This window comes from Rhodanobacter umsongensis, from assembly GCF_042654965.1.
GTDB classification, from domain to species: Bacteria; Pseudomonadota; Gammaproteobacteria; order Xanthomonadales; family Rhodanobacteraceae; genus Rhodanobacter; species Rhodanobacter umsongensis.
The window spans coordinates 1-14,441 of the sequence record NZ_JBHSMK010000003.1; the positions used below are offsets into that span (position 1 = coordinate 1).

8 protein-coding genes and 1 pseudogene are annotated in these 14,441 nt (G+C 59.4%); 7 read left to right on the forward strand and 2 right to left on the reverse strand.

Annotated features, from left to right (window positions below; genetic code table 11):
* Both ACFPME_RS05420 and ACFPME_RS05425 read right to left on the reverse strand, forming a co-directional pair.
* Positions 1–829: pseudogene (locus ACFPME_RS05420) on the reverse strand (hypothetical protein); the annotation flags it as partial.
* Positions 798–2,315, reverse strand: coding sequence for an IPT/TIG domain-containing protein (locus tag ACFPME_RS05425; RefSeq protein WP_465269168.1), 1,518 nt, complete (start codon positions 2,313–2,315; stop codon positions 798–800). The pseudogene ACFPME_RS05420 and the gene ACFPME_RS05425, both read right to left, overlap by 32 nt.
* Before the next feature lie 281 nt (positions 2,316–2,596).
* Between ACFPME_RS05425 and ACFPME_RS05430 the strand changes: the two genes are divergently transcribed.
* From ACFPME_RS05430 to ACFPME_RS05460, 7 genes are all read left to right on the forward strand, one after another.
* Positions 2,597–3,070: a hypothetical protein gene (locus ACFPME_RS05430; protein ID WP_377302891.1), complete on the forward strand. Its 474-nt coding sequence runs from the start codon at positions 2,597–2,599 to the stop codon at positions 3,068–3,070.
* A 5-nt stretch (positions 3,071–3,075) separates the two neighbouring features.
* On the forward strand, positions 3,076–4,194 hold the full coding sequence (locus ACFPME_RS05435) for a cytochrome-c peroxidase (RefSeq protein WP_377302893.1): 1,119 nt from the start codon (positions 3,076–3,078) through the stop codon (positions 4,192–4,194).
* 448 nt (positions 4,195–4,642) lie between these two features.
* Positions 4,643–5,278 (forward strand): LysE family translocator, encoded by a 636-nt coding sequence (locus tag ACFPME_RS05440; protein ID WP_377302895.1) that lies wholly within the window; start codon positions 4,643–4,645, stop codon positions 5,276–5,278.
* 804 nt (positions 5,279–6,082) lie between these two features.
* The gene (locus tag ACFPME_RS05445) at positions 6,083–7,039 is read left to right on the forward strand and encodes a hypothetical protein (protein WP_377302897.1); all 957 of its coding nucleotides are present in this window, start codon (positions 6,083–6,085) and stop codon (positions 7,037–7,039) included.
* 55 nt (positions 7,040–7,094) lie between these two features.
* The gene (gene istA / locus ACFPME_RS05450) at positions 7,095–8,636 is read left to right on the forward strand and encodes an IS21 family transposase (protein WP_377302899.1); all 1,542 of its coding nucleotides are present in this window, start codon (positions 7,095–7,097) and stop codon (positions 8,634–8,636) included.
* Positions 8,637–8,651: 15 nt separating this feature from the next.
* Positions 8,652–9,392, forward strand: a complete 741-nt coding sequence (gene istB, locus ACFPME_RS05455; protein WP_377302901.1) for an IS21-like element helper ATPase IstB — start codon at positions 8,652–8,654, stop codon at positions 9,390–9,392.
* 968 nt (positions 9,393–10,360) lie between these two features.
* Positions 10,361–14,440 carry an RHS repeat-associated core domain-containing protein gene (locus tag ACFPME_RS05460; protein ID WP_377302903.1) on the forward strand — a complete coding sequence of 1,360 codons (4,080 nt, stop codon included), beginning with the start codon at positions 10,361–10,363 and terminating at the stop codon, positions 14,438–14,440.
* Position 14,441: the final 1 nt, after the last annotated feature.

The window sequence follows — 14,441 nt, forward strand, 5'->3', positions numbered from 1 at the left end:
CCAGGTTCCACAGCGCAATCCGACAGCTCGGTCCGGCCGTGGCGTAACAAACGACACCGCCGGCCATATCGCCGCCCGTCGCATTGTAGACATTGACCCTTACGTAATAGGATCCCGCCACCGCCACGTTGCTCAACGTCAACTCCAGGTTGTCGCCCGTGTTCGCGTTGAAGGTGAGGGTCACGCTCTGGCCTGCCCCTGAGGCAACATGACTTTGAGATGATCCATCGGTCGGCAGCGTCCCCGTCCCGTAGCTCGGTGGAGGCCCGGCTGTATCCGACACCACGCTAAACTGCGCACTGGCCGGCAAGCCGTAGCTCGGTGCCACGATCACCGTGTAGTCGCCGCTCACCGGCAGGTCCGACAAGTTCACCGTCTGCGCCGAGAGCGGCCCGAACGAGGTGTACGCCGGCGTGTTTACTGTGATCGCGCCCGCATCCGGTCGATACACCAGGAACGCCACACCCTGACCGGCCGGTGTCGTCGTCACTCCCGCCACTTGCAGTGCCACCGTATCGCCCACGTTCGCATGGAACGTCAGTCGCTCCACCTGGCCCGCACCTAGCGCGATGCTCGTCGTGCCGTTCGTGGCTACCGCCGGGCCGGCTATGTCCGGCTGCAGCAATGCGTTGAAACTGGGTTTACCGCCCCAGACCGGCACCGCCACCACCGAGTACGTTCCCGCGGCCAGGTACCACAGATGTTGCGTGCAGCTCGCGCCTGGATTGGCGGCATAGCAAGTGAAGTTCGCGACCTGAGCCCCTGCCGCGTTGCCGATCCAGACATTGAATGCGTTATTACTGGATCCGACCGCACTCACGCCGTTCAACGTCAGCTCCAGGCTCTGCCCCTGTGTCGCCGTGAACGACAGGTACACGTTCTGGCCCGCNGATCCCCGGTAGCATTTCCACCTGCATCGCTCCGGTCACCCCAGTTCCCGGTGCGATCACGATCTGATAGATCCCCGCGGTCGGCAAGTTACCCAGATTGATCAATCCGGCGCCAGCCGTCGTACCCGAGGTATAACCTGCTCCATTCGGGCTGTAAACCGTATAGGTCACGGCGTGGCCGGAAGGTACCGTCGTCGCGCCCAGGATGTTGAAGGCGAGCGTCTGGCCAACCGTCGCCGGGAACAACACCCGCCTGCTTTGCCCCGGCGTGGTGGTGGTCACTGTGGTCGGCACGCTGGTCATGAGCGTGGCGTTCGACTGCACACCTACAGTCAGCTGGGCGCCAGCGGTGTTGGGTTGAAAGACTGCTATATACGTGCCGCTGACCGGAAGCCGAGGCAAATGGATAGACGGAGACGCCGCCGACACCGCGCCTTGCGCGATCAGCCGATTGCCTGGCGCATAAACGCTGTAGCTGATCGTACTTGCTGTTGTCGTGATGGCGCTGGCTTGCAGACTTAGCCAACTGCCACTAGTTGCATCGAATAGGACCGCACCGAATTGCCCAGCCACCCCAATGTTCAGGGTGGTCGAAGACTGATCAACGGTTGCATACCCGGAGCTGGTCACGTTGGCCGCAGCAATACCGTTGGGTAAAACCCAGACGGATTGCGCGCTTATGGCTTGACCGTAAGGGGTCTGTACGGCGACGTGACCGCTGGTCGCTGTACTGGTAACAGTGAATTGGAGTTGAGCGTCGGTGACAGCCGACGGCTGAACCGTACGGCCGCCTAAATAGACGTTCGTTTTGTCCGGCAAAGGTTTCAAATGCATGCCGGTCACCGCCACGGTATCGCCTACCGCTGCGACGGTGGGACTGACACTGCCGATAAGCGGCGGCAAGCCAGTACCGTCGACGACAAAAGGCGAGGAACTCGTGGCGGTTTGACCACCCACAGTTAACTCGATAGGTCCGGTACTCGTGCCAGGAGGCACCATAGTCACGAGTTGGGTGGTCGTGGCTGACGTTACGGTCGCCGCCGTGCCATTGAAACTGACCGCATCAGAGGCCAGCGTACTGCTGAAGCCCTGTCCGTTGAGAGTGACCGATGTGCCGGCCGTACCATGCGTGGGTGTAAAGGAAAAGATCGACAGCTTTCCCGTCGGAACTTGGCTCACCTGAAGCAGGTTGCCCATCGCATCGTAGGTGTATTGCGCGCTGGATCCATTGGTCTGAGTGACGGCGACCACACGACCGTTGGCGTCATAGACGTAACTGGTGGCTTGGGCTACACCGAGACTTAGCAATGCGCCCCAGAACAAGTAGCGTACAGTCATATGCCAGCGCGACGTGTTGGCGCGGGTCTGTGTTTTGGCTTGTCCCGTTATGCCCGCGCCTGTGGCGCGACTCCCCCGCGACTCCATACGCACATCCCCTTGTGTTGATCCCGCGACCAACCCGTCCCTACCCACCTTCTGTCCCAATAAGGAACAGAACCACCTATCGATCACTATACGTTACGTAATTTCCGTTTTTGCAACCAGCATCACAAAAGAAGACATATCGACGCGCTTGACTTCAATGCGAAATCCACGCGACCCCAACGGACTCGTTCGGATTGTGACCTGCTTGCAATTGAAGTAATTTGTAAAAGTAGACTCATTAAAGGGAAGCCATTGTGACCAAATCTGGATTCGTGTTGTGGGTGAGCATCATGGGCGCCGCGGTTGCTGGCTGCAGTCACCCGACCTCAAGTGCACCTCCAGCTGCCGCGGCGCGTGCCACAGGACCGCTCAAGCCAGCGGCGACGGCAGATGACAACGCGTGGCGAACCTATCTTTCCGAGCAGGGCAAAGTGCATGGCAAGGATGTCCAGGGTCATCCCTATATTTATCTGATCCCTGGCGGGGAAAGTGCCGCCGCGACGGCGCAACGCAAGAATGAAGTCCAGTCCGTTGCGTTCGCGGTCGGTCCAATCGTGATTTCCGGATCACTGCTCGTGATGGGAGGGCCGGATGCTCAACAGACCAACCAGTTCGCCATGACGCTGTCCAAGACGCTCAAAGCCCATGTACTCCGAGGCGTCGTTGTCTTGATCGTGAGCGATGCAACACAAGAAAAGGCTCTCACAAAGGCGTTTGAGCCTACTGATGCCGCGCTTCGGGTTGTCACGATGTAAGGCCGATGTCGCTGACAGGGCTCGAACGACTTCACGCAGCAACAGTGCGCGTAAAGATGCCCGTGCAAATCTTTCAATGGTGCGCGCGGCAGTGGCCGTTTGTGATCTTGGCGTTGGGGGTGCCATTAGCGGGCTCCACCAATGCCGTGCCCCCAAAAGCCCAAGCAGCGGTGCAGACGCCATCTGCTCCATCTTCTCTCATGGCACTAGGCCAGGAGCTTTTCAACGATACGCGACTGAGTTCGGACGGAACGGTCAGTTGCGCCTCCTGCCATATCCCTGCGAAGAATTTTTCGGATGGGCGACGTGTCGCCATCGGTGTGGGTGGAAGAGCTGGTACACGCAATACACCGAGTTTGTCCAGTAGTAGCCTTTCAGCCGGCTCAACATTTTTCTGGGATGGACGTCGCAACCGTCTTGACCAAGCAGTCATGGACCCCTTCACCAATCCCGTGGAAATGGGATTGGACGACCCTCGGATATTGCTGGATAAGATGGGACAGATTCCTGTCTATCGAAATTATTTCAAGGATGCAGCGCCTCGTGATGGGGGATCTCAGGAACTGGCGGAGATCGCGCTGGCTCTGTCTGCCTACGTGCAGTCGGTGGATCGTCCCATCAGCCCCTTTGATCGCTATGCAAGCGGACGCGACCCCACCGCGCTGAGTGCTCAGTCGCAACGGGGACTGGCGATATTCAGCAATAAAGGGCGATGTTCGCAGTGCCATCTACTGAATGGCACCTCAGCCCTGACCGACCACACCTTTCATCGCACGGGTGTTGGGTTCAGTGACGTTCAGTACGACCTGCCCAAGCTCACTTCTGGCGTCATCGAACGCTCGTTGCATGGCGCGGTCCTTGGCAATCGCGTGGCAACTCATGCCGAAGAAGCGCAGCTGGGCCGTTTCAATGTGACACACGAGGTGTCCGATATCGCGAAGTTTCGGACACCGTCACTGCGTGGTGTAGCACTTACAGCTCCGTACATGCACGATGGCAGCGTCAAGACCCTCGGCGAAGCCATCGATCGGGAGGTTTACTACCGGAGCTTGGATAGTGGTCGGCCCGTGGGTCTGACCATCGAGGAAAGGAACGATCTACTGGCATTCCTCAAGACGCTGTGACTTGGTGTCGATTCTTTTGCGCCGAGCTTCATCTTCCTGCGTAGCCGGCCTTGCTCGTTTCTTTGGTACAGAGCGAGCGTGCATACCCCCTCGGCATTCGATTGCACGCACTATGGGGCTGTATCGGGTAGTTTTTCCGAATTTACGCTAGGCGTAACCCATTGACTCAAAATCATATGCACAGACTATGCGTCCTGGCAGAACGCATAGTCTGTGGCCGCGTCCTGTCCAAGGCACAGACTATGGAGGCGTTAATCGGTACGGACTATGGAGTTCTGTCCAGTCGTGCACAAAACGCCACGAGCTTGAGTATCTTCCGGTCCACCCCGTAGAACTTGGGCCGTTCTGTCGGCGTTCCCTCGCCGATTACGGAACGAAAACAGGGCCAGCCCGCTGCCTGCTCGAATGAATCTGCGAAACTATCGCCCCCTTCCATCGAGCCACACCGATGCCTACGGCCCACGCCACGCTAGCGTTCGCCCTGCTTTGCCTGGGACTGGCGGTCACGCCTGGTCCGAACATGATCTACCTCGTCTCGCGCTCGATCAGCCAGGGAGCGTCCGCCGGACTCACCTCGTTGTCGGGCACCGCGCTCGGCTTCGTCGTGTACGCGTTGTGTTCGGCGCTGGGCTTGACCGCGCTGCTGTTCACGGTGCCGATCGCCTACGACGCGTTGCGGTTCGGCGGTGCGCTGTACCTGGCCTACCTGGCCTGGCAGGCGCTGAAGCCGGGCGGTCGTTCGCCCTTTGCGGTACGCGAGCTGCCGCAGGATTCGCCGCGCAAGCTGGTCGCGATGGGCTTCATGACCAACCTGCTCAATCCGAAGGCCGCCTTGTTGTACCTGTCGCTGCTGCCGCAGTTCATTGATCTGGCCGCCGGCCGGGTGCTGACGCAGTCGCTGGTGCTGTGCGCGATCCAGATCTGCATCAGCATGTTGGTCAACGGCGCGGCGATCCTGCTGGCCGGATCGATGGCGGGTTTCCTCGCCAGCCGGCCGCGCTGGTTGCTGCTGCAGCGATGGTTCATGGGCACGGTGCTCGCCGGGCTAGCCGTGCACCTGGTGGCGCAGGCGCGCAGCCGCTAGCGCCCGGTGTCATGGGCAGGGCGTTTTCATGCGTGCGCCGACAGCTTTCCGAGCTCCTTCCATGGCCCTGTCCAGCCACCCACGCGGTGCCAAGCCGCAGCTGAGCCGTAGATAGTCGACGCCATCGCCACAGCTGAAAAGTGCCCCAGTTAAATCCGAATCCAAGAACCTTCCGGCGCAGATAGCGATCCTGAACAACCGTGAGCGGCCGTACTGCGACCACCAAGTGACGGCGTAGCCCATGGCTCGCAGAGAACCCCGCACAAGTTCTCTCCTACGGTCTGCTGGCCGACCTGGCGGCCATGTGCCGTGCCGCCGGATCAGGTGCGCAACGTGTTCGGCGGGGCCTGCCAAAAGCACGGTCACGCTCGAAGGCACGGCCGGTGCGCTTGCTCATCTGAAGGCCCGGTGCGGTATCGCGATCGGCAGCTTTGTTTGATATGCGCGAGCTATGAGTGTGGGAACTGTGTATTCCGCTCAAACCCGCCACCGATTCCACTCTCAAGCCGGCCACCCGAAATGCTCTCAAGCCGGCCATCTGTAACACTCTCAAACCCGCCACCCAGAATGCTCTCAAGTCGACCACCAGAAATGTCCTCAAGCCGGCCGGTCACCGCGACCGCAGACAGTCTCTCTGATGTCAAATCTGTAATGCTGGAAGCGATGGGATGATGCTCATACTCTCGATGCTCACGGTGCAGGATGGTGCAGGATGGTGCATCGCCTGTTCTGACATGGCAGCTCTCGACGGTAGGTAGTCTAGCGAACATTGCTAACCTCCGCTAGAGTTAGTATTCTGCTGACATGTCCCCTGCTACCCAGATTCCGAGACCCACCGCCCCAGCCTCTATCGAAGGCAGCCTGAACACGTGGGGGCAGCTGGCTGCCTATCTGCTGGACGTCAAAGCGCGACAGACGTGGATCACTGAGGCGGCATCCTTTACCGAATGGGTAAAGCAGTGTGCCAAGCGTCTTTCTCGGACGGAGGCATCGTTGTGGCGATGTATTTCATCCGGGCGGTTTTATCGAGTTCGAGCCGCCTCCTTGGTGAAAAGGGGCATTGCATTGCCCGACCTACCACAGCTGCCACCCGCAGTCTCTTCAGAGTCGCTGGAGTTGCTGGCGAAGATCTGCCGCATTGCTCCGCCCGAACTCATTGAGGACATCGAGTTCAAGGCGCTGGAGGGCAAGATTGCCCGCGGTGACTTGCGGGCGATTTGGGAGACGTATCGGCCCGTGTTGAAAGGTCGGACGGCACGAGGCCGCAACGCAGAAGCGCCGTGTTTCGATGAGCGCGATCCTGGTCAGCGCGATGGCCGGGCAGAAGCGGACAGCATCATGGCGCTTCGCAAAGCGGGTCCAGCATGGACGGGACACCCTGATGCCAGCTACTACGGAGTCTTTCCAATGGATCATCCCTTACTACCGGCTCATTTCCGGGACATCGGCCTTGATGCGGTGGTGTTTGTAAAGCCGAAGAAGATGGATGTTCCGGAGCTTCACGGTGTGACTCATCGATCGTTGGATCAACTGCCGCGACCTTTTCATGCACAGTTGGCGCAAGCCGTTGATCGAGCCTGGGTTGTTATCCTTGGCGCGGAGAAGCCTGAAGTGACATCTGTACCGCAGGAACTGGGCGTTCTCTCCACTGAGTCAGGGGCGGTCCGGGTTGGCCGGGAACCGATTTCGTCCGAACACGAGCCGACTGTCGTGCGCGATCACCTGATAAGGGCGCTTCTTCTGCGCACCTTGACCGCCTGACCCATTTGATCCGTATAGTCTAGCGGATACTAGTATGTGCAATCGGAGAATGGCCATGCGTAATGTTCGCGAGGTACTTCGCCTCGCCTACGAGTTCAAGTACAGCCTGCGGGAAATTGCCCGTCGGACCGATGTCTCACGTGATTCCGTCAGTGCCTATCTGGCACGGGCGAAGCTGGCGAATCTGACATGGCCCTTGCCAGAGGATTGGGACGACGCGGTTCTCGAGACGCATCTCTTTCCGGAAAAGCGCCCGGATCAGGCGCGCAGGAAATTGGCCGAGCCGGACTGGGCCTATATCGAGAAGGAGTTGCGGCGAAAAGGGGCCACGCTCAAACAGCTGCATCTGGAGTATCTCGAAGAACATCCCGAGGGTATGGCCTACAGCCTGTTTTGTCAGCGTCACCGGGAGTACGCCAAAACGCTCGATCGTTCGATGCGTCAACGGTACGAGGGTGGTGATCGTGTCTTCGTGGATTTTGCCGGGGCTACCGTCCAGATCCATGATCTCAAAACAGGCGAGAAGCGCTCAGCCCAGATCTTTGTTGGATGTCTCGGTGCCTCCGGTTACGTCTATGCCGAGGCCATCCCCAGTCAAAAGGTCGAGGACTGGATCGCGGTCAACGTGCGGATGTTCGAGTTTTTCGGCGGCGTGCCTCGCGTGGTCGTCTGCGACAACCTGAAATCGGCGGTGGTGCATGCTGATCGCTACGAGCCGGAGCTGCACGAAGCCTATGCCAGCATGGCTCGCCACTACGGGACGATGATCATTCCTGCCCGGGCACGCAAGCCCAAGGACAAGCCGAAAGCGGAAGGCTCGGTCAACCACATCACGCGCTCGATCCTTTTCCCATTGCGCAACATCGTCTTCACGAGTTTTGATGAGCTAAACCGGGCCATCCAGAACCACCTCAAGCGCGTGAATGACACGAAGTATCAGAAACTCGACGTTTCACGGCGTGAATTGTTCGAAACCGTGGACCGCCCAGCCCTCCATCCGCTGCCCACCAGACATTTCGAACACGAGCAGTATTTCAAGCGCCGCGTCGGCCCCGATTACCACGTAGAGGTACACCGCCACGGTTACAGCGTGCCGCATACGCTGGTCGGGGAAGAGGTCGAGATCGTCCTGACCGCGGCAATGGTCGAGGTGAATCACCGCAACCGTCGCGTCGCCAGTCATATCCGCAGCCATGTCGTGGGCGGGTTCACCACCGAACCGGCCCATCGTGACCCGAAGCATGCTCACCTTCAGGACTTCTCCGCGGAGGCGTCCCTTGATTGGGCGCGGAGTGTGCACCCCGATGTGGCGGCGTTCCTCGCCACAGGGCTCGAGAAAGTCGCCGATCGACAGCTTCGCTATCGGTTCTGCATGGGCCTGAAAAAAATGGCCAGCAGCTACGAGACCCACCGGCTTGCCTTGGCGTGCGGGCGGGCAATACGCGTCAAAGCCTATGAACTGCGCTTCCTGCGCAACGTGTTGAAAGCCAACCTTGAGGGCGTCCCCGACGAGCCGATCTCGCCCTCGAAGGTAAGTCCCATCGGGGACCACGAAAACACGCGCGGTCCGCGCTACTACAGCAAGCAAACACCATAAGAAGGCCTCTTTAATATGCAAACAACCCAGACCACCCAGAAACTTTTCCAGTTGAAATTGCATGGCATGGCCCAGGCCTTCGAAGACCAGCTCGCCAGCGCCCACGCCCAGTCCCTCGGCTTTGAAGAACGCTTCGGCATGGTGGTAGATGCTGAGACCACCTACCGGGATAACGCCCGGCTGCAACGACTCCTTCGCCAAGCCAAGTTCCATGTTCCGGCCAGCGTCGATCAAGTCATCCAGTCGCCCGAGCGCAACCTCAAGTCCTCGACGGTGGAAAACCTTCGCACGTGTACCTGGATTGCCAAAGGTCAGAACCTGGTCATGACCGGTGCAACGGGCACCGGCAAAACCTGGCTGGCATGCGCGTTCGGTCACCAAGCGTGTCGGAAAGGTTACTCCGTGTTGTTCCAGCGTCTGAGTATGATGCTGGAGGACCTGAAGATCGCCCGAGCGGATGGAAGCTTCAAGCGCAAGATTGCCGCGCTGGCACGTTATGACCTGTTGATCCTTGATGACCTTGGCTCATCCGACACGTTCCTACCCGAATATCGCGAGTATCTACTCGAAGTGGTGGACGCACGGATCGGCATTCACTCGACGGTGATGACCAGCCAATATCCCGTGAGTCGTTGGCACGACTATCTGAGTGGCGGGAATCCCACCGTAGCCGATGCGATTCTTGATCGCCTGCTGAGTGGTGCCATTATAGTTGAACTGAAGGGTGACTCGCTCCGAAGCAAGCGTGTCGAGTAAACCGCCACCGGCGAGGCATGCACTCTCCAGCAGAATGCGATGGCGTATTCCGACCTCTTTGATCACACGCTCTGCGGCTACCGACCGCCGCCACGCCCGCGCTCCAGGCTGACCCAACGCGGTACAACGCTTTTCTGCGCAATGAGCTCGTGCGGGTCAAGGCACTCGCCTACAGCACCGACGCCGGGCCAAGCGCTCCTTCCAGGCGGATGTCTTTGCCTTTTGGGATGATCCTGAAGAACGTTGGCCATCGCTGGAATGACTGCGAATAGCGATCTCACGATCTGCCGTAGGAAAACCCTTACGGCACAGGTCGCAGCAAGCGTCACCAGGATTTGCTATAACGCATGACGTTGGGGCAGTTTCGATTGCGGGGAATCATTCCATCCACGCAGCAATCCACGTCACAGGGGAATCAAATGGACTTCGTTCGGTGCGTGTTGCTGGTGTTGTGCATCAGCGTATGTGGTGTTGCGTCAGCTTTTCCGACGAGCAGCCCGCCCGCCGCCGGACTGCGAGTGCCAAAACTGAAAGCAAGTGCGAACAATTCGAGTGGACCTTGGTACGGCGCACCTTTCTATACCTACAATCAATGGGAAGGTATCCTTTTGGATACTTCCGTCAGTGCCGCAGCTGCAGATTTCTTTGGGCATTGGGCGCCGAAGATGGCGCCAGGCTACCCACAACCATGCTCTTATTCAGTAACGATAGTAGGTAACGGCTCCCCAACTAATCTTATTGCTGTAGTACATGTAAGGCCATTGCTTACTATATGCGGCGATGATGAACCCATCTACGCTTGGACGGAGTATTTGTATGATCCAGCTAGAAATGTCGGTGATGGTGCCGGAAATGATGGAGGTGAAGGTTACGCGGGAGGCGGTGGCGGAAGTGGATCGGGAGGAACTGCCGCTTCGTCCGATTGCGCATGTGACGCAAATCTGGCGCCAAGCAATCAGGGTACTCCCATGGCGGGCGACCCCATCAATACGTCTACAGGGAACAAATTTCTCCAGGAAGACGACTACCCCAGCGGCGGTTGGCTGACATTCCGTCGGTTTTATAACAGTGCAGGAAGTGTCACATCCACATCTGTAGGGTCATTGTGGAGGCATAGCTTTGATCGTACGCTACAACTGTCGAACGCAAGTTCCACGCCAGAGACACCGCTTCAACCCAACCTGGCGGTGCTGTTCCGCCCCGACGGGAAGCAAGAAACATTTACCAAGTCCAGCGGTGTTTGGAGCACCGACCCGGACATTTCCGACACGCTGCTAGAAACCGACAATGCCCAAGGGGTGGCGACCGGCTACACGGTGTTCATCGCCGCGTTGCGTCACTTCGAGACCTATGACGCCAGCGGTTTGCTGCAGACTGTGACGGACGAAACAGGCGTGGGCATCACGCTGACCTACAGCACCACCTTGACCGCTCCTGCTGTTGCGCCTTCACCGGGCCTGCTGCTCACAGTCACCGACCCCAAGGGTCGGCAGCTCAACTTTACTTACGACAGCACCGGACATGTGCATCAGGTTACCTCGCCCGACGGCGGCACGCTGAACTACGCTTACGATACGACGGGCAATCTGCTTTCGGTCCAATACCCTGACACCAAGACGCGCCAGTACATTTACAACGAATCCTCGCTGACCGGTGGTGCAAATCTGCCCAATGCGATGACCGGCGTCGTGGACGAGGCAGGCGTACGCTACGAGAACACCACCTACGACAGCGCCGGTCGCGCGACGTCGTCCAGTTTTGCCAGCGGCGTGGGTACCACCCAGATCACCTACAACAGCAACGGTACGTCGACCGTGCAATACCCGCTCGGCCACAGCGCCACGATGGGTTTCACCACGGTGAACGGGCTGATTCGGGGCAGCACTCTCGATCAACCGTGTGGCCCGCAGTGTGAGCAGCCGTGGAAGACGCGCACCTATGATGCCAACGGCTACCCCGCTTCAGCGACCGACTTCAACAACAACCTCAACACGACACAATACGATACCAACGGCCTGCTGGATCAGCAGGTCGTTGGTTCGGGAAGCGCTGATCAGCGCACAACGAACACCACCTGGAACACCACGCTGCGCGTCCCACTGACGAGAACGGTGCTCGATGCCAGCGGCCACACGATCGCCAAGACCGCCTGGGTCTACAACACCATCGGTCAGCCGCTGGCACGTTGCGAGATCGATCCGGCGATAGCCGCCGCCGCGTCCTACACCTGCGCTGCTACCGGCACCGTGCCTGCTGGCGTACGTCGCTGGACGTACACCTACTGCACCGCCGTCAATGGCACCCAGTGTCCGATTGTCGGTGTGCCGCTGACCGTCAAAGGCCCGCGCACTGACCTCACGCAGACCACCACGTACAGCTACTACCTCACCAGCAGTGCCACCGGCTGCGGCACGCCCGGCTCGGCCTGCCACCAGGCCGGCGACCTCTATCGGATCAAGGATGCGCTGGGTCACCTCACGACCTACACCTCTTATGATGCCGCTGGCCGTGTGACGCGGATCACCGACGCCAACGGCGTCAACACCGACATGACCTATACGCCGCGCGGCTGGCTCGCCACGCGCATCGAGGGCGGTGCAACCACCACGTTCGGCTACGACGCGATGGGCGACGTGACCTCCGTCAAAGACCCCAGTGGGATCACCACTACCTTCACCTACGATGCCGCCCATCGTCTGACCGATATCACCGATGCGCAGGGCAACGTCATTCACTACACTCTAGATGCCGCCGGCAACAAGACCAGTGAACAGACGCGCACGGCGACCGGCACCGTGGTGCGCAGTCTGTCGCGTAGTTACAACGCGCTGGGCCAGATCACGGCCATCGTCGACGGTCTCAGCCATACCATGTTCAACGGCGGCTACAGCGACAGTTACGATGGAAACGGGAATCTCGTGCATAGTGCCGATGCGCTGGGTTTCCAGCATCAGCTGAGCTTCGATGCCCTGAACCGGCTGAACAGCACGATCGCCAATTACAACGGCGCCGACCCGGCGACCCAGAACACGCAGACCGCGTTCGACCATGACGCGCTGGATCGTCTGGACGGTGTAGCGGACGGCAGCGGGCTCAACACGCTCTATACCTACGATGGGTTGAGCAATCGCACGGAGCTGCAAAGCCCCGACACCGGCACCAGCAGCGATACCTACGATGCGGCCGGCAATCGGCTCACCCACACGGATGCGAAGGGAATCGTCAGCACGTCGACCTATGACGCGCTCAATCGTCGCCGCACCACCAGTTACGCCGACACCACGCTCAACGTCGCCTACACCTACGACGAAGCCAATACGGTCACCGGCTGCACCAGCTCCAAGCCGAAGGACCGGCTGACCCGCGTGGTCGAAAGCGGCGTCACCACGGTGTTCTGCTATGACAGCCGCGGCAACGTGATCCAGAAACAGCAAGTCACGCCGAGCCAGACTGATACCACCAAGTACACCTACACGGTCGCCGACCGACTGAGCACGGTAAGCGCGCCGGATCACACGCTCACCACGTATGCGTACAACAGTGATGGTCTGGTCAGCAGTGTCAAGGTCACGCCCAGCGGCACCACTTCCGCCTCGCCCACCGTGGTCAGCGCCATCACCTGGCTGCCGTTCGGGCCAATCAGCAGCTACAAGCTGGGCAACGGTCAGACAGTGACGCGCATCTATGACGCCAACTATCGCGTGACCGATCTCACCAGCCCGGCACTCAACCTGCATTTTGCTCGTGACGCCATGGGCAATATCATCGCGTTGGGCAATGCTCCCAGCGCCAATCCGGCCACCGAGACCTACAGCTACGATCCGCTGAATCGACTCAACGGCATCAGCGATGCCGGCACTGCATTGGAAAGCTACACCTACAATCCGACCGGCGACCGGCTCAGCAAGACGGCACCGGGCCTAGCCACGGGCGCATATCTCTACACCACCGGGACGCACCAGCTCGCCAGCGTTGGCAACGCCCCGCGCGCCAATGACGCCAACGGCAACACCACCGGAAGCGTGATCGGTGGCGAGACCTTCGGCTTCGGCTACAACGGACGCAACCGGCTGACCGTAGCGCAGCGCAACGGCCAGACCGTGGGTACCTATACCTACAACGCCCTCGGGCAGCGCATCGGCAAGGTGGCCACCTTCCCACAGGCAGTCACCGAGCGTTACGCCTACAACGAAGCGAGTCAGCTGATCGGCGAGTACGGCACCAGCAACCGTGACTACATCTGGCTGGGTGACATCCCTGTCGCGGTGATCGACAACACGATCAATGGCAGCGTTACGACCAGTACGGTCAACCACGTGACGGCCGATCAGCTGGATACGCCGCGGGTGGTGACCGACGGCACCGGCGCGGTGATCTGGTCGTGGGCCTATGCGGGGAATGCGTTTGAAGAACTGCAGCCCACGTCGTCGACAGGTTATGTGCTGAATCTACGATCCGCTGGCGAGTACTACGACGCTGAGACAGGGTTGAACAGCAACGGCTATCGCACCCGCGAGCCGAACACGTGGCGTTTCTTGCAAAGCGATCCGATCGGTCTAGCCGGGGGTATCAGCACGTATGCGGCGGTCGGAAACAATCCGCTGAGCTATGTCGATTCACTTGGTCTTCAAGAGGATGATATTGCTGAGATAAGCGACTATGAGCGGAATCGCTTGCAGGAAGCGTTTGCACCCAAGCTTATGCCTCAGCCTCAGTGGGTTCCTGCCACGGAACAAGAGCAGGAGGCTGCTGAAGGCACCTGTCCGGTCAATCCAAAGAGCTGGAGCACGGCAAGACGCGCATATTGGCGGAATGAGGCCAGCAATAACCCTTACAAATATAGCCAAGCAAACCTTGATCGCATGTGGCGCGGATTGCCGCCATTACATGATGAATTGAATGTTCAAATGGAATTGCATCACGTGATCCCTCAGCGTGATGGGGGTACGCATGATCCCAGTAACTTGCAGCCGCTTTGGCCATGGGAACACGCAGAGGTTGATCCATATAGGTACTACAACGGTCCGACACCTAGTGCGGGGAAGTAAA